20 protein-coding genes are annotated in these 22134 nt (G+C 32.6%); 2 read left to right on the top strand and 18 right to left on the bottom strand.

Annotated elements, in window-relative coordinates; all coding sequences use genetic code 11:
* The first annotated feature begins 119 nt into the window (after window positions 1-119).
* Window positions 120-1430 (top strand): phenylacetate--CoA ligase family protein, encoded by a 1311-nt coding sequence (locus tag DR980_RS11095; protein ID WP_113636132.1) that lies wholly within the window; start codon window positions 120-122, stop codon window positions 1428-1430.
* On the opposite strand, the gene DR980_RS11090 is transcribed toward DR980_RS11095, so the two are convergent.
* From DR980_RS11090 to DR980_RS11005, 18 genes are all read right to left on the bottom strand, one after another.
* Window positions 1414-2196 (bottom strand): glycosyltransferase family 2 protein, encoded by a 783-nt coding sequence (locus DR980_RS11090; RefSeq protein WP_113636130.1) that lies wholly within the window; start codon window positions 2194-2196, stop codon window positions 1414-1416. The genes DR980_RS11095 and DR980_RS11090 overlap by 17 nt on opposite strands.
* Before the next feature lie 2 nt (window positions 2197-2198).
* A complete protein-coding gene (locus tag DR980_RS11085) occupies window positions 2199-3554 on the bottom strand; it encodes an exopolysaccharide biosynthesis polyprenyl glycosylphosphotransferase (protein WP_317047935.1) in 1356 nt (451 codons plus the stop codon).
* Between the two features lie 293 nt (window positions 3555-3847).
* Window positions 3848-4831 (bottom strand): UDP-glucuronic acid decarboxylase family protein, encoded by a 984-nt coding sequence (locus tag DR980_RS11080; protein WP_113636127.1) that lies wholly within the window; start codon window positions 4829-4831, stop codon window positions 3848-3850.
* A gap of 2 nt (window positions 4832-4833) precedes the next feature.
* The gene (locus DR980_RS11075) at window positions 4834-6147 is read right to left on the bottom strand and encodes an O-antigen ligase family protein (protein WP_113636125.1); all 1314 of its coding nucleotides are present in this window, start codon (window positions 6145-6147) and stop codon (window positions 4834-4836) included.
* Window positions 6098-7195 carry a DUF1972 domain-containing protein gene (locus tag DR980_RS11070; RefSeq protein ID WP_113636123.1) on the bottom strand — a complete coding sequence of 366 codons (1098 nt, stop codon included), beginning with the start codon at window positions 7193-7195 and terminating at the stop codon, window positions 6098-6100. The genes DR980_RS11075 and DR980_RS11070 overlap by 50 nt, the downstream gene beginning before the upstream one ends.
* A gap of 66 nt (window positions 7196-7261) precedes the next feature.
* Window positions 7262-8365, bottom strand: coding sequence for a glycosyltransferase family 4 protein (locus DR980_RS11065; RefSeq protein WP_113636121.1), 1104 nt, complete (start codon window positions 8363-8365; stop codon window positions 7262-7264).
* Window positions 8362-9519, bottom strand: a complete 1158-nt coding sequence (locus DR980_RS11060) for an O-antigen ligase family protein (RefSeq protein ID WP_167400559.1) — start codon at window positions 9517-9519, stop codon at window positions 8362-8364. The genes DR980_RS11065 and DR980_RS11060 overlap by 4 nt, the downstream gene beginning before the upstream one ends.
* A gap of 86 nt (window positions 9520-9605) precedes the next feature.
* Complete coding sequence (locus DR980_RS11055; protein ID WP_113636115.1) at window positions 9606-10409, bottom strand: glycosyltransferase family 2 protein; 804 nt, start codon at window positions 10407-10409, stop codon at window positions 9606-9608.
* Between the two features lies 1 nt (window position 10410).
* Window positions 10411-11685 carry a flippase gene (locus DR980_RS11050; RefSeq protein WP_113636112.1) on the bottom strand — a complete coding sequence of 425 codons (1275 nt, stop codon included), beginning with the start codon at window positions 11683-11685 and terminating at the stop codon, window positions 10411-10413.
* A gap of 72 nt (window positions 11686-11757) precedes the next feature.
* The gene (locus DR980_RS11045) at window positions 11758-12288 is read right to left on the bottom strand and encodes a hypothetical protein (protein WP_113636110.1); all 531 of its coding nucleotides are present in this window, start codon (window positions 12286-12288) and stop codon (window positions 11758-11760) included.
* Window positions 12289-12312: 24 nt separating this feature from the next.
* Window positions 12313-12975, bottom strand: coding sequence for a class I SAM-dependent methyltransferase (locus DR980_RS11040; RefSeq protein ID WP_113636106.1), 663 nt, complete (start codon window positions 12973-12975; stop codon window positions 12313-12315).
* 19 nt (window positions 12976-12994) lie between these two features.
* Window positions 12995-14848, bottom strand: coding sequence for a glycosyltransferase family 39 protein (locus tag DR980_RS11035; protein WP_113636103.1), 1854 nt, complete (start codon window positions 14846-14848; stop codon window positions 12995-12997).
* Between the two features lie 11 nt (window positions 14849-14859).
* A complete protein-coding gene (locus tag DR980_RS11030) occupies window positions 14860-15816 on the bottom strand; it encodes a glycosyltransferase family 2 protein (protein WP_113636100.1) in 957 nt (318 codons plus the stop codon).
* 137 nt (window positions 15817-15953) lie between these two features.
* Window positions 15954-16943, bottom strand: a complete 990-nt coding sequence (locus DR980_RS11025; RefSeq protein ID WP_113636098.1) for a hypothetical protein — start codon at window positions 16941-16943, stop codon at window positions 15954-15956.
* 8 nt (window positions 16944-16951) lie between these two features.
* Entirely contained in the window at window positions 16952-18631 is a 1680-nt protein-coding gene (locus tag DR980_RS11020; protein WP_113636096.1) for a DUF6909 family protein, read from the bottom strand.
* Window positions 18632-18674: 43 nt separating this feature from the next.
* Complete coding sequence (locus tag DR980_RS11015) at window positions 18675-19607, bottom strand: carboxypeptidase-like regulatory domain-containing protein (protein ID WP_113636094.1); 933 nt, start codon at window positions 19605-19607, stop codon at window positions 18675-18677.
* The gene (locus DR980_RS11010; protein ID WP_113636092.1) at window positions 19608-21095 is read right to left on the bottom strand and encodes a GH3 family domain-containing protein; all 1488 of its coding nucleotides are present in this window, start codon (window positions 21093-21095) and stop codon (window positions 19608-19610) included.
* A 38-nt stretch (window positions 21096-21133) separates the two neighbouring features.
* Window positions 21134-21631: a peptidase gene (locus DR980_RS11005; protein ID WP_113636089.1), complete on the bottom strand. Its 498-nt coding sequence runs from the start codon at window positions 21629-21631 to the stop codon at window positions 21134-21136.
* Window positions 21632-21843: 212 nt separating this feature from the next.
* Here DR980_RS11005 and tatA point away from each other — a divergent pair, with 212 nt between their 5' ends.
* A complete protein-coding gene (tatA, locus tag DR980_RS11000) occupies window positions 21844-22017 on the top strand; it encodes a twin-arginine translocase TatA/TatE family subunit (protein WP_113636086.1) in 174 nt (57 codons plus the stop codon).
* Window positions 22018-22134 lie beyond the last annotated feature (117 nt).

Below are 22134 nucleotides of genomic sequence, written 5' to 3'. Positions count from 1 at the left end.
TAGTTGTGCTGCAAAAATAATTGCTTTTGAACTTAAAAAATAATTAATTTTCAAAAAGTTGTTGGTTCTCCATCATTAGTTGTTGTTAAATATTATTTTTGATGAAATATTCCTTTGAAATGTTCCCACTATTCGATTTAACGCTTCAATTAAATGGTTTCCAAATGAAGGAAGCCAAAGCCGAACTGCGGAAAATTGTAGCCTTTTCTGAAAAAGAACATGAAGTTTTTATTGAAAATAAAAAAGTGGAAATTGTCGATTTTCATTTGCAAAACAATCCTTTTTACAAAGATTTAGTAGGTATTACAACTTTTACCAACTGGGAAGAGTTACCCGTTTTAAACAAACAAAATTTACAAAAACCTTTACAGGAAAGACTTTCAAAAGGGTATTCAATAAAAAATAGTTACGTAAACAAAACATCCGGTTCAAGCGGCACTCCGTTTATTTTTGCCAAGGATAAATACTGTCATGCGTTGACTTGGGCTTCCAATATATACCGTTTTGGTTGGTATGGAATTGATTTTAATACTTCCTACCAAGCACGCTTTTATGGAATTCCAATGGATTTTATTGGCAACAAAAAAGAACGTTTCAAGGATTTTTTGAGTCATCGGTTTCGTTTCTCTATTTTCGATTTATCAGATGCTGTTTTAGAAAAAATTCTGAAAAAATTCCAAAATACGAAGTTCGATTACATCAATGGTTATACGAGTTCCATTGTTTTGTTTGCTAAATTTTTACAAAAGAAGGACATCATATTGATTACAATTTGTCCGAGTTTAAAAGTATGTATGGTAACTTCTGAAATGCTTTTTGAAGACGACAAACTCCTTTTAGAAAAGCAATTTGGCATTCCTGTTGTCAATGAATATGGTGCTTCGGAACTCGATTTGATTGCTTTTCAGAATACGGAAGGAGAATGGCAAGTGAATTCAGAAACATTATTTGTAGAGATTCTGGACGAAAATAATAAAGCAGTTCCAAATGGTACTTCGGGCCGAATCGTGATTACTTCCTTGTTCAATAAAGCGCATCCTTTTATACGATATGACATTGGAGATATTGGAATTTTGGATGAAAAAAGCACGTTACAAAAACCCATTCTTAAGAAACTAATAGGAAGAACGAATGATGTAGCGGTTTTGCCAAGTGGGAAAAAATCGCCCGGTTTGACGTTTTATTACGTGACAAAAAGTATCATTGAGGACGATGGAAACGTAAAAGAATTTGTTATCAAACAAACCAAAATAGATTCCTTTGAAATTGAATATGTGAGCGAAGTGGAATTGAATTTGGAACAAATAAAAAAGATTAAAAAGGCGATTGAATTGTATCTCGAACCGGATTTGAATTTTATATTTATTCGAAAAGATAGTTTAGAAAGAAGCAATCGAGGAAAATTAAAGCAATTTAAATCGATGCTTTAATGGTTTTGGAATAACGTGGTTTAAGAATTAATTGCGTGAATAAAAACCCAATCATACAAAGTGTTGCGCCAATTAAATTCAAACGGTGATGTGTTCTGTAAACCGAAAAATTATGTTTTACTAAATCCAGTTTAGAGGCTGAAATCGAATTTTCTCGAATGCGATAAAAAGCTAAACTTTCAGGAATAGGTTGCGCGAATTGTATTTTTTTAAGAATAGTCAACCACATCATCCAATCTTGACGTTTCCGAATCGAGGAAACACTGACTTTCCCAAAGTAATTGGCATCATAGATTCCCGTTAGATTCCCTATATAATTACAAAAAAACAATTGTTGATAGGAAAGATGCAATGGTGCTTCAATTCTTTTATTTAAGGGTTGTCCCGCTTCGTTGATGCAATCATAAAATGAAAATGTAAAAGGAAGGTTATTCGCTTTCATAAAATCAAGCTGTTTGTCTAATTTTTTGGGTTTCCACAAATCATCAGCATCTAAAAAAGCAATGAATTTTCCGGTTGCTTTCTCCAAAGCGGTACTTCTGGCAATTCCCGTTCCTGAGTTTTTCTGGAGTTGAAAAAGGTGGATTCTCTTGTCATTATTTGCGATTGCCTCAATTATGGAAACCGTTCCATCAGTCGAACTATCATCCACAATAATCATTTCCCAGTGCTGATACGTTTGATTTAGCACCGATTGAATAGTTTCGGCAATGAATTTAGCCGAATTAAAAGAGGGCGTAATTATGGATACAAGTGGTTTTTCCATGTCTAATAGGCTTTTTTATCCCCTTTTAAAGTGTTGTATATTGTGATGAAAATAATCTTGATGTCTAATAAAATAGACCAGTTTTCCATATAAAATATATCAAATTTTACACGGTTAATAATATCCTCATCCGTTTCAACTTCGCCACGGAAACCTTTAGTTTGGGCAAGTCCCGTGATTCCTGGTTTTACAAAATGCCGTACCATAAACTTATCAATTTTAAGGGCATACATTTGGGTGTGACTGACCATGTGCGGCCTTGGACCCACAACGGACATATCACCAAATAATACATTAAAAAATTGCGGAAGTTCATCAATGCTAGTTTTCCTTATAAACCGACCTATTTTAGTAACACGAATATCATTTTTGCAAACCTGATTCAAATGCGCCTCATCGTTCAACTCCATAGACCTGAATTTGTAACAATTGAACTCTTTATAATTTAATCCGTTTCTTTTTTGGATAAAAAACAAAGGCCCTTTTGATTCCCACTTAATAATAATTGCGAGAATTAAACTCAACCATGAAAGTATGCCAAAAATCACCACTATCGAAAATAAAAGATCAAAAACCCGTTTGACAACTTTGTTCAAAGTATCGTCCAACAAGATATTTCTCAAAGAAATTACTGGAATATAACTATAATATTCAAAAGTGAAATTCCGGGAAAGAATCTGTTTTTCATCAGGAATAAACTTTAAGGTTTTCATGTTATTATCCGCAAAATAAACAATTTCATTGATTTGGTTCTGCGTCAAATCGCTCATCGTGCAATATATCTCGTCGATTTTATTTTCTAAAACATAGGCGAAACTTTCCCGGAGATTTCTTGCTTTATCTTTTTCGAGATCAAAAACGCGTTCTAATTTGTATCCATAATCAGGATTTTCAGTGAAAAAATTCTTCAATGGATTAACACTTTTATCATTTCCCATTAGGATTACAGTTCTAAAATTTCCTCCAAAAAGAACCCTATATCTCTTTAGAAAATAATAAATACATAATTTAATAATCAGAATTATGAACAATGAAACCGAAGTAAAAATAACAATTCGTTGAAAACTGGAATTTTCAGAATCAAAAAAAGCTAATGCGAGGCAAAAAAGCGTAAACAAAATCCCTTGCTTCAAGGCACAATTTAATATTGAGATTAATTTAGTATACCTGTAAACTTCATAAAATCCAAGGCTGGCAGCGATGACAAACCAACTGATACTGATAAATAAAGGATAAAAAACCTTGTTTACAGGGAAATCCGTCAAGTATACCGAAAGTACATTGATAACAATTAAGTCTATTGCAAATGAAAAAGGGCGAATATAGCCTGAATATCTTCCCGTTTTTGTTTTCAACATTTTATAAAATTAGAAAAGTAGTACGCCTTTTCTTTTACTAATACGATTCTTAATTACTCCTAAGTTGAAAATAAGTTGTCCTTTCGATGCAGTATTTTCATACCTAAAATTATACTTTTTAAATTGTTTTAAACAAATAAAAGAGTGTTTTTATTACAAAACAATTTGCATCGAATATTCAAACAATAATTCAGTTTGTAAAAATGCTTTATTTTATTAAAAAAACAAATCAAACCGAGTATATTAAAACTATACAAGAATGTTGAAAAACATTTTGAACCTAAATCCTTGTATTAAAAAATGTATTTTGAAAAATCCTTGTGTTCTTCTTTGGATAGCTCTTCTTTAGATAGCGATTTGAAATAATCATAGGTTATTTTCATTCCTTCAGCACGACCTACTTTAGCTTCCCAACCCAACAAGTTTTTAGCTTTTGTAATATCCGGCTGACGCTGCAAAGGATCATTTACAGGCAACGGATGATACACCACTTTTTGATTGGTTCCGGTTAGTTTGATGATTTCTTCTGCAAAATCCTTGATGGTTATTTCGTCCGGGTTTCCAATGTTTACAGGAAATACATAATCCGAATGCAATAACCTAAAAATCCCTTCGACCTGATCATCCACATAACAAAAAGAGCGGGTTTGCATGCCATCTCCAAAAATGGTTAAATCTTCGCCACGAATTGCCTGACCTATAAAGGCCGGAATAACGCGACCGTCATTGAGACGCATTCTTGGACCATATGTATTAAAAATTCGGACGATTCTGGTTTCTACACCATGAAACGTATGATACGCCATCGTTATGGATTCCTGGAAACGTTTGGCTTCGTCGTACACTCCTCTGGGTCCAATGGTGTTTACATTGCCATAATATTCTTCAGTTTGAGGATGAACCAATGGATCTCCGTAGACTTCGGAAGTGGATGCAATAAGAATTCGTGCTTTTTTGACTCTCGCCAATCCTAATAAATTATGTGTTCCCAGTGAACCTACTTTCAAGGTTTGAATTGGAATTTTTAAATAATCTATTGGACTAGCCGGTGATGCAAAATGAAGTATATAATCTAAATTTCCCGGAACATGGACAAACTTGGTAATATCATGGTGATAAAACTCGAATTGCTCCAATTTAAAAAGATGTTCAATATTTTTTAAATCTCCCGTAATGAGATTATCCATCCCAATAACAAAATAACCTTCTTTGATGAAACGGTCACAAAGGTGTGATCCTAAAAAACCTGCAGCTCCGGTGATAAGTATTCTCTTCATCTTTATATTTTTAACTTTTTTGGGTTATTTATCGTGTTCAACATGCAATATAGCGTAATGAAGAAAATTACACCTCGTTGCCTGCAAAAAAAGGATTCCGTCAAAAATAACATTATCATTGTTACCGCAAAAACAATATGTATGAAATCTTTGTTTTGCAAAGCGTTTTTTAAGTTTATGAATAAGAGCAAGAGTAAAACCAGTAGGCCAAAAATTCCCAGCTCGGCAAATGTCTGAACGTATTGATTATGAAAATTGAACGTCCCATAATCCGGATATAAATTGTGCTGTTTCACCTTTTCCCTGATTTTTTCTTGTGAGGCTTCGAGTCCGTAACCCGTAAATAAAATGTTTTCTTCGTAAAGCAACTCTTTAAAAATCCTAATCTGATACAATCGCAAAGCGGTTCCAGAAAAGAAATCATTGTGCTCGAAGCGCTCTTTACTCCATGCTTCTTTCAAACTGATAGTATTCACTTGGTCTTCTGTTTCCTTTGTAGTATTAATTGAATTATCGGTGTAAATAGTTTGATATTCAATTAAAAAACGATCTCTTATTTTTGGAACCAATAGAACTGCAACTATCATTATTGTTGAAAAAACGGTAACAATTATCCCCTTTTGTCGCTTTGTACTATCTGAGAAAAAAAAGTAATAAATAAGAATCAATAAAAGGTCAACAGCCAGAATATTTTTAGAACTTAATAAAACAACAAGTACAAATAACAGCACTATTGCTATCTTTTCCTTTATCTTTTTTACATCCAATACAATAAAATAAAACAGCGCAAAAGAGGCAAAAACGGAAACGTAAATAGCATTTAATTCCTTGGTTACCAATTCATGGTAGAAAAAAACCGTCGTATCTCCAGACTTCGAGTATCTGAAAAATGCTTTTAAAAAATAATAAATCGCATAAAAAACCATGCTGAAACTAAATAGCCGGAAGACTTTATAAACGCTTTCCTTACTTAATTTTGGAATAAAAAGAAAAGCTAAAGGCATTAACAAAAACAACACTTCTTTTTTTAATCCGCCCAATGTCAATTTCAGATCGCGGGTCCAAAACAGTGAAATAACCATCAAAAAATAAAAGGTAATAAGCAATAACAACGAACTATTGTACGCAAATTTTATTTTGTGTACCGATGAAAATGAAACCAAAATAAATAAAATACACGTAATGCTTCCAAAAGCAAAATTCAAAGGAAGTGTAATCAAAATAGCCGATAAGAGATATACAAAAACTGCAGGATTTTTTATAAAATCAATTGTTTTCAGCGATGCTTTTTTGAAAAAGTTGTAAATATGCTCCATTTATTTTGTCCCAGTTATAATCTGCTTTGATAGCATCGAAATTATTTTGAATCAGTTGCAAGTTATCCTTTTTTTTAATCTTTAAAATCAAATTGTGAACCTCATCTGAATTAGAAAAATAGTAGGCGTTATCTTTTAGAATTGCACTGTTAAATTCATTTTCATGCGCAATAATCAATGCTTTTGAGGCCATTGCTTCCAATAAAGAAGGATTAGTTCCTCCCACGGAATGACCATGAAAATAAAGATTTGAATAATATCTCAAATTATTCAGGTGACTCAAATTGTAAACTACCCCAATAAAACGAATCGATTTTTTGGTTTTAAACTTTTCTTTTAAATAATTACCAAACTTAGTATTGTGATTTCCAATGACAATTATAACCGTTTCATCATTACTCGATGCCACTCCATCCAGAATTGTTTCAATGTTGTTTTCCGGCTCCAGTCGGGCCAAAATCATATTGTAATTGAATTGAGTAACGTTATATTTTAAAAGTATTTCATCATTAGGTTCATCAAATAAAAAAGCGCCGTAAGGAATATAAGTAGAATCCTGATGGTATTTTTCTTTAAGATATTTCTGAATTCCTATTGAATCCGAAACTAAATAATTGCTGCTCTTCACCGCTAATTTTTCAGCATATTTTAATACGCGCTGAACCGGTTTTGAGTATTTGGTACGTTTCCATTCTAATCCATCCATATTGGTGATTACAATTGCTTTTTTTGGCAACAGAAAGTGCCAAATAGAATTGCTGGTATAGCCCAATTGCAAAATAATGTCGAAATTTCTTTTTCGAGAATCCAGAATACAATTCAAATCATAGATAAACTGACCAGCGGTTCCTATTTTTGTTTCAGGATCATAACAATGAATAATCTGAACTTCTTTGAAAAAATTTTCTTGATAAGGATGATTATGGGAATTGTAAACCAACACTTCATGACCGCTTTCTCTCATAAAAACAGAAAAAAATTCAGCAAATTGCTCAAAACCTCCATAATGGTTTGGGATTCCTCGCGTTCCTAAAATAGCTATTTTCATGTGTGGGATTCAATTTATAAGACGGCTAAAATAAAGATTTAATTTATCTTAGGAGTTATTGCTGTTTTATTCTTCTGCTGGTACTAATTGTTCCTTAAAAATCGCTGCTGTAAGTTCCCAACTGTATTTTTTCTGGATGGCTTCTACAATAGAAATGTCTTGTTGATTTTGTAATCCAAATTTGATTTTCTCGTTAAAATCATTTTCTGAAAACGGATCAAAAAGTCGGTTTTTCAAAAAAACAAAATCAGACATAGCCGTTGTATTGGAACAAGTAGTTGAAATCCCGGCTGCGGAAGTCTCCAAAGGCGGAATTCCAAAACCCTCAGCTATGGATGGATAAACAGCCAGTGTTGCGCCACGCAGAAGAAGGACTAATTCTTCAAAATTGACTTTGTCTAAAATAAAAACAGTTTTTTTTACCGATTCTTCCAGACCATCGTACAAAGTTTTGAATTCCGGATTAGCTATAGATTGACTGCCAATTAAAACCAAAGAATACTTTTTATAATATTCGTTTTCAACAAAGACTTTCAATAAAGTATGATGGTTTTTTCGTGGTTCCCATCGGCTAATGTAAATCCAATAGTTCTCTAAATTGTATTTCTGTTGGACTTCTTGAACGACCTTTTCTTTATCATATTTTTCAAAAAAAATAGGATCAACGGCATTTGGAGTGATGACAACGTCTTTGATTCCGAAGTGCTCTTGAATCTTTTGTTTTGAATAATCGGAGACCGTTAACACAATATCAGAATAATTGGCACTCCACTGAAAAAGTGCTTTATTCTTGAGTCTGTAACTCAAAGGAAAATATTCAGGATAATCTAGAAAAAGTACATCATGAATCGTGACGATGTACTTGCAGTATTTTATTGGAGGCACAATGTACTGAAAATGCGCATAGTCAATTTTATTTTTTTGTATCAGCTTTGGAATATCAAAAGCTAATCTGTAAAACTTATTTTTAGAGCGGTATTTTAAATAAGAGATGTTTTCAGCAGTTCCAAAAATAGCCTGAAGTCGCCCAATATCGTTGGCAGCAAAGAAAAACGCGATACTTTTATCTTTTATAAGTTCCTTGTACAAACCTTGGATGTACGTTGTAGTTCCTTGAAAACTTCCGTCAAATACATGACAATCAACAAATATTCTTAGTTTAGCTTTCATTTTAAAGTACTTCTGGTTGCATTATTATTGTGCGACACCGCGATAAGCCCGCCTAAGATAATAATTATGACATCTTTAGGGTTGTAAATTCCCGTAATGGTTAAGGTTGTAAAGAAAAAAACCATACCGGTAAGTCCTATAAATTGATTCGCAAATGTATATTCCCGATACACATAACTGTGCAGTTTTTTCAAGAAATACAATAAAAGTAAAAGACCTACTATTCCTGTTTTATAAAAAATATAAATGTACCCGTTGTGTGTTTCGGAGATGTACCGTATTCCTTTTAAATCTAACGGCGCTTTGAATTTAAGATCAATCAATGAGCCAAAACCGGTTCCAATAACATAACTTGATTTACTTTCGTTCATTAACGCAAATGCCCGCTTGACTTCATAACCGCGCCAATGATCCCAAAGATCTTTGTGGTTTTCCCGGTTTATTTTTGTGGAAAAAACTTCGGATGGAGCAATCTTCACTTTGTATAAAAAAGATTCTACTCCAGCTGCATTTCTATCGAGTTTAATAGAAAACAGATACGCATAAAAAACAGCGATTAGCGCTATGGAAACCAGAAAAAAACGAATGGTTTTAGCATTTATTTTGGTGAAACCATAAATTGAAAGTAGTGCCACTACAAAAACAATCACCATAGTTCTGGAGAAATAAAGCGTGTTAGAAACTACTAAAACTAGTAAAATAATGTTCTTTAAAACCTTGCTTTTAAACAACGGCTCGTGCTGAAATTTACCATAAAAAAGAGCAAATAGTAAACTGAATAATTCCAGGAAATTGTCTTTTCCAAAACTATTCCGAATGTCATTTATAGATTCTGAGGATAGATTTCCAAAAATGAAAATCAGGCAAAAATGAAGTAACGCAGAGGCAAAACCAGCGAGTATAACTACTTTCACAAAGACATTGAATTCCATTTTTTTGAAAATAAAATAGCCCAGCATCAGCCCTAAAATCGGTTTTAAGAAATGAGTAATGTCCTTAATAAAATGAATTAGTTTGAATTCGTGGAAGATTGAGGTGAACATTCCCAAACCAAAAATCAGCAGTAATGGCGTTATTTTGTTAACGATTCCCTTGGTCAATACTGTATCATCCAACAGAAGAATTACCAAGATTGCGACAAGCTGAATGAACATGTTTATCCTAAACGACGGAACATATAATTGGCAAAAGACAATTAGTAAAAAAAGGGGAATAAATATTTTATGAGCCTTAATTGTCATTAGTAATTTTTTAGGCGTTTTACTGTTTTATTAACAAACAGCAACATAAGTGCCAGCTGTTTTGAGTATACCGAAAAATGTTTTTGGGCATATATTCGATACCCATGAATCAGCATATTTTCTCTGCTTTTATTGAATCCCACAAAATGAATATAGCTTAATTTTGGCACAAAAGCACCAGTTTTACCTAAATCTGCTATTTTTTTGCACAAATCAACATCTTCTACGTACATGAAATAATTAGGGTCAAAGCCGCCAACTTTTTCGAAATCAGCTTTTCTGAGTAACATAAATGCTCCCGTAACCCAATCGACCTGATACGTCTTTTCCTTATTAAAATTTCCGGTACGAAATTCTGTTCGTCCATCATTCAAAAGGGAAATTTTAATCATTCTCCACGGCGACGGAAACTTACCAACGGCAGGAATATAATTCTTGTTTTCTCCAACCATATTAATGGTCAAAAAACCATAATTCTGATTGGATTTTAATTCTTCTAAAGCAGGTTGAACGGGATCTAAAAGAATAGTATCATTGTTTAAAAATAAAATAAAGTCGCCTTTAGCATGCTGAACTCCATAATTGTTGGCCTTGCCAAAACCAAGGTTTTCGTTGCTTTCCAATAATTTTACAGCTGGAAAGTGTGTTTTGATGAAACTGCAGCTTTCGTCATCAGAGTTATTATCTACAACGATGATTTCAAAACGACTATTTTTGAGATTCTCAAACAATGAATCCAAACAATTCTGGAGATATTTGAGCCCATTATAATTTACGATTATTACTGATACTTCTATTTTCATTCTAAAATAAAGTGTAAAAACCCAATCTCTTTTTTATGTAATACATACACAAAAGATTAATCAATACATTTGTAATTAAACTGGCCGATGCGGAGCCTTCTATGCCATAAATGGGAATTAAAATCACATTTAAAATCACATTTATAAAAAAACAGACGCCCGTAATATTGCGTAAAACATTCTGATTATTTGTCATATTTAATATCTGATCCACATTACCAGCCATGGCGCTAAAAAGTACTCCCAAAGATACAATTATAAGTGTGGTACTACCTAAAACTGCTTCTGGGCCAAAAAAAGAAAGAATATATTTATTCAAAAAAAGTAACGTTCCCACAATTGGAATTGATAAAATAGCTATCAATCGAGTGGAATTATGAATGAGTTTTTTTAGTTCCGGAATATTATTTTCCCCATACAGTTGTGCCATTTTTGGAGTGATAATCGTACTGACAGAAACAATAACCAGGAAACCTACACTGCCTACTTTAAAGGCAATATTATAAATCCCTAACTGTGAATCGTCAACCATTATCCCTAGAATAATTACATCCGTCCAATTTAACAAATAAAGCAATAATCCACTAAATAATAAGGGAGTAGCTGTTTTTAGCAATTCAATTGTTGTGAAAGAAAGTTCTTCTTTTGCTGGTTTCCATTCAAAAATAGCGATTGTTGCTGCGATAACTGTCAATAGAATCGCTAATGCAAAAGCTAAAAAGCTATAATGACCACTTTTGTCTAAGTAGTAAAACCCGAAAAGAAAAAATATTAATAAAACATTAGGGACTACAAACATGAATAAATTGAATTTCAAGAATTTTTTTGTAGCAATAAAAAAATAAAGAAAAATTTCATGAACAATGAATAAGGGTAAAGAAAGAGTTACGATTAAAAAATAATTAATCAATTTTGGGTTTTCGAATACTTTATTGGATAGGAATTCTGCTCCAAAATAAAAAAATATAACAGGAAATAAGGAAAGTAACAATGCTATTCTAAGCCCTTTTATTAATAATTTTTTAGCCTTGGAATAGGTAAAATGATGATTACCTATGATTTTTATGAGCGTATTAGGAATCCCTAGCGTAAATAATAATGCTGTTGCCTGAGATATTGTAAAGACTAATGAATAGTTTCCGTAAACACCTAAACCAAATAATCTAGTAATAATTACAGTTATCAGAAAGGAAGCAAAAAGACCAAATATTCTAAAAATAAAATTTATTCCTGATGAGGAAATAATTTTTTTAAAACTAGCGGATAATACATTCATGTCTTGATTTTGATTATAAATAAAAAAGTTACCTCTTACGAAGGTAACTTTATTAATTAGGGCAAAAATAATTTATTTTATCAATTTAAGAATTTCTTCTTTCAAATTACTTTGAGGATAAAGTAAAGGGTCATACACTTCAGCTTGTCCTTGGTTTGGAGTCAAAATTCCTGTTTTTTTATCATATTGTAATTGATCTCCAATAACAAAATTCACTAACACCAATGAATCTTTTAATACAAAAGACTTGTCATAATAACTCATTTTGAAACTGTTAAATTTCATTGGAACTTGTTTGGCATTACTACCTAAATCAACTCTCAAATTGCTAGGAATTACATCTTCTGGGAAATTAAAAACAATATCTTGAGGGCTTTCGGATCCTTTTACAGGAACAAAAAATGATTTTTTATCATCAAAATCTAACGTTGATTCATCTGTATAGTACAATTGAAACTTATCGTCATTTTTAACAACCATGTTTAAGGTAACATCAAAAGTTTCTGGTTTTTCAGTTATTATCGCTTCTTCTTTTTTAATGTCTTTACAGGAATACAAAAAAACTGATAGGAATAAACTTGCAATTACAATTCTTGATTTCATTTTTTATTTATTTTTTTGGCAAAATTATACTTTTTTTGACTTAAAAAAGTACTGAGTGGAAAAAAATTCTTCAAATACTTTAAAGGTTAGACTGTTGACTAGTTTGGCCATAGATCTTCCTTGAAAATTTTTAATGGAACTTTCCACATGTACTGTTTTAAAATGGGCATTCTCTAATAATCTTTGGATATTTGTTTTACAATAAAAACGCCTGTGTGTGTAATCAAAAACACCCGATTCTTCATACCTAAAATCACCTTTGAAGACAATTTTATTAATCGCGGAATAATGACGGATATTAGGCATACTTACAATAATTTCTCCTTCTTCTTTCAAATATTGATGTACTTTCTTCAGAACAATTTGTGGTTCAATTAAGTGCTCTAAAACATCTGGCAGAAGGATTAAATCAAAATAATTCTCGAATTCCTGAAAATCTAATTCTTCAATATTTCCAAAAATAAACCGATCGATATTTTTATAGTTTTGACTGTTATTTTTATCTTCAAAAATATCAATTCCTACCGCTTCAATGGCAATTCCTTTTTGTTTTAAATAAAATAAAGTCTCCCCATAAGCTGCTCCAATTTCTAGAACTCTTAAGCCTTTTTTGTCTGAATCGATAAGGCCTATCAATTCATGCCTGATATTGGAATAATAACTTGATGCTTTATTTTTGTAATCCATCGTTTTTTTATTTAAGGATTTATTGATTTTCTACGTACTTACCGGTCAAAACAAGTCCTTCTTTTTTGGAGTCTTTATTGGTTAAGTATAATCCTAATTCATATTTCCCCGCTTCAAGTGTTGCTATATCAACTGTCCCGTTAAAACCAGAATTACTCAAATCAAAATCACTCTTAAAGTATGTGGTAACATCTTCTCTAAACACTTTTTTAGACTCTAATCTATGGGCAACTCCCTCTTTTACAAGAACTAAATACAAAACGGATTTAGTGGCATCTTGCTTCTCAAAATAAGCCCATCCAGATATTTTTACAGTAGCTGTACTGGTATCAAATGTTTCTAAATTATATATAAAAAGATCCCCATTAGTTGGTTTTAATTTTTTAAATTTTGAAATATCTACAGTTTTTGGAACATCTTTTAATAAAATAAAATGCTTCGTCCAAGCCTGAACCCCGTCAAAATTATTTTCTATATAAAACGTTTTATTAACAAAATTCTGAGTGCCTTCACTCAATGTATATTCTCTCCCATGCCCATCAAAATACCAAAAAGGCTTGATTTTAGTCGTGTCTTGCTGCATTTCAAGAATATAATTTTCAAGAGGCTTATCAATAATTACAAAGTTTGTTTTTCCGTTTTTTAAAAAATAAGGCATATACCACCCTAAACTACTGACTACTGGCGTATTATTTGTATTATTATTAATGATAAAATTAGTAGCTTCTCTAAACTGCGCTTTGCTCACCGTGCTATAATATTTTTTAACAATGAGTAGGTCTGTCATTGAAAAAACGAAAAATAACGATAATATTGTAACCCGAATTACCTTATTATTAAACTGACAAATACCAATAGATAAAATAAGTATTATAGCGGGTAAAACCACAATAAAATACCTACTTATTAACATTGGAATCGTAACATACGAGCGTATAAGCGGAATAAGAATTACAATTACAATCCAAGGAAGTAAAATGATAAAATTGAATACGGTACGGTTGTCAATTATTGATTTATAAGTCACAGCAAAATTCCTGACTTTGGATAATTTTAAAAAATAAAAATAAAAAAGAAAACCAACCATGGGCAACACTAACTCTGAGTTTCCAAAAAATTCTTTAAAAATTAAAGTGTACGCATCTATTGTTGGCGCCGGAATCCAAAAATTCTTGATTTGTGTTGTGGCAATAAACAATTCTGTGGCGGGTATAAAAAGAATCAACGTGATAATTCCAGCAATCAATGCGTTGACAAAAAACGTTAATCTGTTCTTTTTTTCGATTAAAATGAAGAAAAACAACAAAATAAAATATTGCGTGAATAAGGCAAAAAGACCAAAGAAGTGACCGTATATCATTAATGCCGCCCCTACTCCATACCAAATAGCGTTTTTCCGATTTGGGATTTTTATAAAAAGTATCAGTCTATAAAAAGCGAATATCGTAAACAAAACCAAAAAAATATAAGGTCTACCATCTTGGGAATAATACAAATGAAAGTAGTTTATAGACAACAAAAAAGCAGCTATTAATCCTGTTTTTTTGTTACTCATTTCTTTTCCTAAAACATACATTGCATAAAGACCAACAACTCCAAGAAGTGCCGAAAACAATCTTAAAACTATTACAGAATATCCGAAAACACTAAATAAAATACGTGCTAAAGCAAAATACAATGGCGGATGTGGCTCTGATGTCAAAAGTAATTTATAGAATTCAGACCAAGTTATATTGGGATTTGACTCGTTCAAAGTGTGAATTTCATCCAGCCAGACACTCTGAAAATCTGCGTTATGAAATCTTAATATTGCTCCAAATAGCAAGATAGAGATTAGAATATAATTTTGTTTTAAGCTTTGTAAAACCTTCATATTGATTTCTATTATTTTATTTCTTCTTTTACTTTTCCGTCCTGAATTATTTTATCAATTACGAACAAAGGTCTGTTTCTAACCTGATTGTATATGCGAAGCACATATTCGCCTATTAATCCTAATGATATTAATTGAACGCCGCTAAACAGAATAATAGCTAGTATAGTTGCGGTAAATCCTTGGGGAACGTCATTGTACATTATCTTTCGGTAAACATTGTAAACAAAATAAATAAATGAAAACAAAACCGTCAAAAAGCCCAATCGGGTAATGAATTTTATTGGAAAATCACTAAAATTGAAAATGCCGTTGAATGCTAATTCAAATAATTTTGACCAACTATATTTTGTTTCTCCCGCCTGTCTCTCGTCACGATCATATTCAAAACCAATTTGTTTAAAACCCACCCAAGCTCGCATTCCGCGTAAATAACGGCTTTGCTCTGGCATATCATTCATCGTATCAACGACTCTGCGGCTCAGCATGGAGAAATCTCCGCTATCAATTGGAATATTAAAACTGGATATTCTTTTTTGCAATCTATAATACGCAGAATAGGCTAATTTTTTAAGAAAACTTTCTTTTCTGTTTTTCCTGATGGCATAAATTACATCGTAACCTTTCAGCAAAAGTTCGTGAAAATCAACAATTAATTCCGGAGGATCTTGTAAATCCCCATCAATTATCAACACTCCCTGTTTGGCTCTGGCATAAGCTAATCCAGCACTTACAGCTAGCTGATGTCCATGATTTCTGGATAATAAAACACCCATGAATCGGGTATCTTTTTCACAGATTTTCTCAATCAGCTGATCTGTTTTATCAATACTTCCATCATTTATCAAAAGTACTTCACACGAAAATTTTGCCTGATCCATGACTTTAGTAAGCCTTTGAATCAAAGTATCAAAAACAGCTTCTTCATTGTACAGCGGCACAACTATGGAAATATCTATTGGTCTCAAATTTTGATTGTTTTATTTAAACTTTCCTTCCATGTTTTTATGGCAATCCCAAAAACCGTTTTAATCTTTGTATCAATAGAAAACATGCTTTCTTATTACTAAAAAAATAAAGATGACTTTCTTTTTCTTATTAGAAATTAAGCTTTAACATGTTGCTCTTTAAGCGATTGTTTTTTGTAAAAAGCAATAAAAAACCGAATTAGAATAAATAGTAAAACAAATAAAACAGGCAAAATAAATTTCATTTTACCATTTGTTGATTTAGTGTTTTTGATATTTATTGTTGTGCTGTTATCTTTCACAACTTTATCTAAACCCACTAATTCTACTCTGTGATTTCCCTGTTCATTTATTAAGGCGTCTTTGGTCTTGATAACATCGTTGAGTTGTGTATTTTCGTTATAATACACCAGTTTATCGCTTTTGGTGCCCTTTAACTCAGAAGAAAATCCACTCAAAACACCATTTATCTGGGAGATAATGGTATCATTTTGTGACATCTTAACCTGAATATTATTTAAAATTTCTTTTTGAAGTGTTTTATAATACTTCGAATCATTAAAAAATCGCAACAACGGCTGAACCATTTCTTCGTCAATTATTAATTTATTCGTTGAAAAAGAAACCGTATGGAAGTTATAATTTTTACTGGTCAAATTATCTTCCATTATTTTTTTGACATCGCCATCCTCCGCCATCAACTTGATAAGTTCAAAGTTTTCAGGTTTGTTTTCTATGAATTTATAAACATCCGTAATCGGTTTTACCGCTATTTTAGAAATTGTTTTAGGTTGCTTTATACCAACCACTTCTTTCAAAAATGCGGTGTCGCCTTCGATAATTTTAGACTGAAGAAGATTAATTTTTGAGTACAAATAATCGGTGCTTCCAAAATTTGGAGTTACAATGATTTCATGATTGTAAGTCTTCTTATTTGAATCGATAAAAAGTCCAATCGCTAAACCTACTGCAAACAAAATCAAAATTACTACCGCATTTTTTACAAAAAATCGAATACATCTAAATAATAATGTATTGAAATCCTGAAATACATTGCCTATTTTTTTTGAAATTAGCATCAAATCTATTTCTTGATTATCCTGATTATCGGGCACGTTTGTACTCATTTATATTTTTATTTTACGTTGAAAATTTGTTCCAATATTTTAATGGTAATCAAATAAGTAGGTTTTACACCCGTAGTTCCCAATCCGCCTGAAGCTAATGTGCTTCCGGTTTCCAAAGGATTATCAGAGGCATAATACGCATATCTTACCTTCACATCATGAGGAACACTTTTTCTGATTTTTGATGCAGATTGAATCGCTTTTTGGTAATAAGAACCTTCCATTTCCAGTCCAATAATACCCCAAGTCGACTCATGGAAAAACTTCAATAAATCTCGGTTTTGCAAAGAAGTTCCCAAAACGGTAACCATTGGACCTGCAAAAACAGCAATGTCATTTCCTTCAAACATCGCAGCAGTTAATTCATTTTCAAAGAAGTAATTATCCGCTGTTCCTTCATTGATGTGTGCATTAGGAATCATGATATCTCCTTTTCCACCTTCCAGAATTCCCGCTTTCCCCATGATAGAAACTGATTCCACATTCAATAAGGTGTCTTTTTTAAATGGTTTCAAAAGCTCATCAATGGTTTCATACGCTTGTTCTCCAAACGCATAATCCATAACAATCAATACAGGTTCTTTGTCACCAATTTTCGCTTTAGGAAAAGATGTTTTTGCCCAATCAATTTTGGCGGTATCAAAAATCTGTACGTCGATATTTGTTCCTGATGTATCCGGCAACGAAATCATTCCACATTTCAACGCTACTTCTTCCACTTGATTTCGAACCGCATTCGCACCTGACTTACTCAATTCCTCGTAAATAAAGAAATCAGATTTGTCTTTGAACTTGGTTTTCAATACTTCCGTTGCAAAAATAGAGTTCATCACACTGTGCATATTCGCACTGATTACGTGAATTGGACGGTCTAAAAGTTGGTTTTCTTTCAAAACTTCCTTGATGTTGGTAGCCCAAATTTCCCCGTGAATGTGGTGACCCAAACGCTCTCTCAAAATAGGACTAAAGGTGATTGTTCTCTTATTATCATCTACAATTTCTTCAATGGCGAGTTTTCCCAACCAAAAGATGACATGCAAGAAACGATCTGGCGCAGCAGCTGAACCAAAAGCATCATAAATATCCAATACTTCCTCAAATGACCTTCCCAGAATATTGGCGGCATGCGAAATGGCTTTCTCTTTTTCTACCAAAGTCAGTTTCTTCTTTTGTGAAACTGCTTGTTCCAGTTTGAACCAGTCGCGAGAAACTTCGCCGGCATCATCCAGTAAAACTCGGTTTCTAATTTTGTGTGATTCGATGAAAATGAAAGTCAAATGCGTCAGAATATCATAAATATCCGAACGTCCTCTTGTAATCTCCACATTCATTTGTTCCTCATCGATACGGTAACAATTACGACGTCTTTTTGGCGGTACAATCGCTTGGAAATGCGATTTAGAATACCCTTCATCGGATGTTAAATTGATAAATCTACATTCTTCAATTCCAACTGGAAGACGTTCTATAACATATAAAAGCCCGTTCAATTCTACTTTTTCTTCGGCAATATTCCCATAAATTTCTGGTCGTAATGCTAATAATGCTTCTCGTAACGTATCCCCTGAAATTCCCATAGGTTTGTAAAATCCCCTATTGAAAAGGTGACGCATCGTAATGTACATTTTTTCAATTGCTGCAGACGATTCTTGCGCTCTGGAACGTGATATATTTTTTGTTTCTTTCATTTTCTACTTATTTTCTAACCTGCAAAGGTAGTTTTTTTATATTCTAATTTGTTAAAGTAAGTTTAACTGCTAAATCGCCTGTGTTACCAGTGTATCGATTCTTACTATTGCTATTTTCAGGACGCTTTATAATTTTATTCCATTTACCACCAATAAAATGCCACGTCGAAAATTCATCTGAACGAACAGTTCCTATATAAGGTTGGTAGTCTTGTCCGTCCGTATATATTTTTTTCTTTGGATCATAAAGGGCTCCAATTTGCTTTACATTGTTGGAGTCAAATGTATAATTGTAAGTATATTTATTTTCATCAATTATCATCCATTCAAATGCTAAAAACAAACCCTCTTTTGGAATTGAAATGTTTTTATCACTCAAGTCTATTGTGACGCTTCTTTTACCTTTTTTTACCGAAACTATTACATGGTCAGTAGAATAATCTTCTCCTGGATTACCGTCAACAGCAACATTATAAAAACGTATTTTAATTTTTGCCGTTGGTGTTTGACAATTGGATAAAAAAGTAATTTTTTTTAGAAAAGGATGTTCTTCAATTACTGCTGAATTTTGAATATACTTAGCTATTATAGTCGGTCTATTGTTAGCAAAATGAAAAGAAGTGATCTCTTTATTGTTATATTTATTGATCTCGATTTTTTCTTTTTCGGTCCGAGTTCGTACGAATACCTCCTTTAATTGCTGAACTGCGATTTGCAATACTACATTTTGACCGGCTGCTACTTTTGTCTTTAAACTTTCATATCCAACAGCGGAAAAAACCAATACTGTATCCGCATTTGCGTCAATATTGAAAGTCCCATCCTCATTTGAAGTCGTCCCGATATTTTCATTTTCCAACCAAATATTAACATATGGAATGGGTTGGTTTTTGTCATCAACTACAAAACCTTTGATTTGAGCCGTAATTGAGAAACAAGTTAAAAATAATAATACCAAATATCTTTTTTCTTTCATCTATTCTCTTTTTAATAAATCCACTATGTTTCTGTCATTTGAAAGCCTCGGGATTTTATTTTGTCCGCCCAATTTGCCAATCGATTTCATATAGTCTTGAAAACCATTTTTAACGACTTTGGTAACCACCACTTTTCGCAACACTTTGCCCACAATCAAATCATCGTAATACATGTTTTGTTTTCGCATGGCATTGTCCAGCGCTTCCGCAAAAGATACGCTGTCTTCCGGTTCGTTTTCAAATTCAATAAACCACTCATGATACGGCAATCCCTCTGCTGGAGTGATTTGTGGTGCCACGGTAAACTCATTGATTCGAATGGTAGTTCCAAGAATTGCTTCCTGTAGCGCACTTTCCACTTCTTTCCCAATTACATGTTCTCCAAAACCCGAAATATAATGCTTGATTCTTCCCGATACAATGATTCGATAGGGTTTTAAACTGGTAAACTGAACGGTATCGCCAATATTATAACCCCAAAGTCCCGCATTGGTAGATATTATCAAAACATAATTCACTCCCAATTCTACTTCGCCAATCGTATAACGTTTTGGCTTTTCATTAGAGAATTCATCCGATTTTATAAATTCATAAAAAATACCGGAGTTCAAAAGCAGTAACATGCCACGTTCTTTTTGCGAATCCTGGTAGGCAAAAAACCCTTCCGAGGCCGGAAATAACTCGATACTGTCTACTTTTCGTCCAATAAGATTTTCAAATTTGGCGCGATACGGTTCATAATTAACGCCGCCGTAAATAAACAAATTGAAATTTTTGAAGATTTCCCCCACCGGCCTGCCTCCTTTTTGATGCAGTTTTTCAAAATACATTTGCACCCAAGATGGAATTCCGGAAATCACAGCCATATTTTCGTTGAATGTTTCCTCGACAATCGCATTTACTTTGGTTTCCCAATCCTCGATACAGTTGGTCTCCCAAGAAGGCATTCTATTTTTTTGAAGATATTTTGGAACAAAATGCGCCACAATTCCAGACAATCGGCCTAATTTAACGCCATTTTTTTCTTCTAATATTGGACTTCCTTGTAAGAAAATCATTTTCCCGTCAACAAAATCAGCTTTTCCAGTTTCATGAATATAATGCAGAATCGCATTGCGAGCAGCCTCAATATGATATGGCATCGATTCCTTAGTCAACGGAATATATTTAGCCCCAGAAGTAGTTCCTGAAGTCTTGGCAAAATAAAGCGGTTTTCCTTTCCAAAGGATATTTTCCTGGCCTTTTACCACCTTATCCACATAGGGTTTCAACGCTTCATAATCCCGAACCGGAACTTGTTTGGCAAAATCTTTCTCGTTTTTTATTTGATCAAAATGGTGGTCGATACCAAATTGGGTTTTTTTCGCTTCTTTAATTAATTTTTGCAAAACCTTCTTTTGAGTTTCAATAGGATTATTGGCCCAGAGTTGTGTTTTCTTGTATATTTTTTGTGCAAATAATTTTGCTGCAACTGATTTTATTGACATTTTTATTTTTGTTCTTTAAAAGATAAAAGTCTGTTTTTTTACTCTTTTTTTGATTTTTTAGAAAGCGTATTTTTCTCTTCTTTTGCTACTTGTTCCCGCAATTCCAGTTCTTGTTCGGATGGCGACAAATCAACTGGTGTATTAATTTCATCTGCTGCTTCCAGTATCGAGTCTTTATTGAATTTTGCATATTCTAATTCTCCTGTCAACACTTTCTGAATAGATTTGATATACGCTTCATTTCTTTTCAAAGCTTTTGACAAAGAATCTGATTTTAAAGCCAGTTCCATAGCATCTCGCTTTAATTTTGACGAAGAATATCCTGGTATAAATTCTCGTAAAGGAGTAAAAGCAATAATAAAAGTGGTAACAAATGTAATAATTATTGCTCCTAAAGATGCTACCACAAAAACGTTCATTAAAGTAAGTTTCAACGAAAAAGTTTCTTCAAATGTATCTTCGTTCAGTATGATTAAACGTCGTTTATTGAATAGTTTTTCTTTAATTTTTTTTCGTTTTTGTCTTTTCTTGGACATATAAATTGATTATTGAACAAATATAACAATTATTGTCGTTGCTTGTATTTCCTTGTTTTTCTTGATTATTACAAACCTAAATTAATTTTTAATAAATTTTTAACGCAGTTGAAACCAAATAAATGCATCAAAATGAATTTCCGTAAACTAATTCTATATACCTTTGCTTTTAGGTTTATTACAAATTTGCTTCGGCAATAAATTATTCTATCATGGGAAGATTAGGTGTTACAGAAATCCTCGTTATATTAGCGATTGTTTTATTACTTTTTGGTGGTAAAAAAATCCCGGAACTTATGAAAGGTTTAGGAAGCGGAATTAAAGAATTCAAAAACGCAGCCAAAGACGGTCAGCCAGCTGATAAAAAAGAAGAAGAAATAAAATAAAAAAAAGGCTTTTCATAATGAACTGCCCCCAAAAAGTTAGACACTATTTGGGGGTATTTTTATGGAAAGAAAAGTCAAATACAATTATGAATTTAAACTTCGCTGTGTAGAAGAAGT

This window comes from Flavobacterium psychrolimnae (assembly GCF_003312425.1).
In the GTDB taxonomy this organism is placed as follows: domain Bacteria; phylum Bacteroidota; class Bacteroidia; order Flavobacteriales; family Flavobacteriaceae; genus Flavobacterium; species Flavobacterium psychrolimnae.
Note: the sequence above shows the minus strand (reverse complement) of the source record. Positions and strands in the feature narration are given on the sequence as shown.

Bases quoted from the DNA above. Each gene is read 5' to 3' on its own strand.
- DR980_RS11090 (WP_113636130.1), bottom strand. From the start codon at position 2,196: ATGGAAAAACCACTTGTATCCATAATTACGCCCTCTTTTAATTCGGCT.
- tatA (WP_113636086.1), top strand. From the start codon at position 21,844: ATGGGAAGATTAGGTGTTACAGAAATCCTCGTTATATTAGCGATTGTT.
- DR980_RS11035 (WP_113636103.1), bottom strand. From the start codon at position 14,848: ATGAAGGTTTTACAAAGCTTAAAACAAAATTATATTCTAATCTCTATC.
- DR980_RS11085 (WP_317047935.1), bottom strand. From the start codon at position 3,554: ATGTTGAAAACAAAAACGGGAAGATATTCAGGCTATATTCGCCCTTTT.
- DR980_RS11095 (WP_113636132.1), top strand. From the start codon at position 120: ATGTTCCCACTATTCGATTTAACGCTTCAATTAAATGGTTTCCAAATG.
- DR980_RS11020 (WP_113636096.1), bottom strand. From the start codon at position 18,631: ATGAAAGAAACAAAAAATATATCACGTTCCAGAGCGCAAGAATCGTCT.
- DR980_RS11080 (WP_113636127.1), bottom strand. From the start codon at position 4,831: ATGAAGAGAATACTTATCACCGGAGCTGCAGGTTTTTTAGGATCACAC.
- DR980_RS11055 (WP_113636115.1), bottom strand. From the start codon at position 10,409: ATGAAAATAGAAGTATCAGTAATAATCGTAAATTATAATGGGCTCAAA.
- DR980_RS11075 (WP_113636125.1), bottom strand. From the start codon at position 6,147: ATGGAGCATATTTACAACTTTTTCAAAAAAGCATCGCTGAAAACAATT.
- DR980_RS11010 (WP_113636092.1), bottom strand. From the start codon at position 21,095: ATGTCAATAAAATCAGTTGCAGCAAAATTATTTGCACAAAAAATATAC.
- DR980_RS11040 (WP_113636106.1), bottom strand. From the start codon at position 12,975: ATGGATTACAAAAATAAAGCATCAAGTTATTATTCCAATATCAGGCAT.
- DR980_RS11015 (WP_113636094.1), bottom strand. From the start codon at position 19,607: ATGAAAGAAAAAAGATATTTGGTATTATTATTTTTAACTTGTTTCTCA.
- DR980_RS11070 (WP_113636123.1), bottom strand. From the start codon at position 7,195: ATGAAAATAGCTATTTTAGGAACGCGAGGAATCCCAAACCATTATGGA.
- DR980_RS11045 (WP_113636110.1), bottom strand. From the start codon at position 12,288: ATGAAATCAAGAATTGTAATTGCAAGTTTATTCCTATCAGTTTTTTTG.
- DR980_RS11025 (WP_113636098.1), bottom strand. From the start codon at position 16,943: ATGAGTACAAACGTGCCCGATAATCAGGATAATCAAGAAATAGATTTG.
- DR980_RS11065 (WP_113636121.1), bottom strand. From the start codon at position 8,365: ATGAAAGCTAAACTAAGAATATTTGTTGATTGTCATGTATTTGACGGA.
- DR980_RS11060 (WP_167400559.1), bottom strand. From the start codon at position 9,519: ATGTTCATTCAGCTTGTCGCAATCTTGGTAATTCTTCTGTTGGATGAT.
- DR980_RS11050 (WP_113636112.1), bottom strand. From the start codon at position 11,685: ATGAATGTATTATCCGCTAGTTTTAAAAAAATTATTTCCTCATCAGGA.
- DR980_RS11005 (WP_113636089.1), bottom strand. From the start codon at position 21,631: ATGTCCAAGAAAAGACAAAAACGAAAAAAAATTAAAGAAAAACTATTC.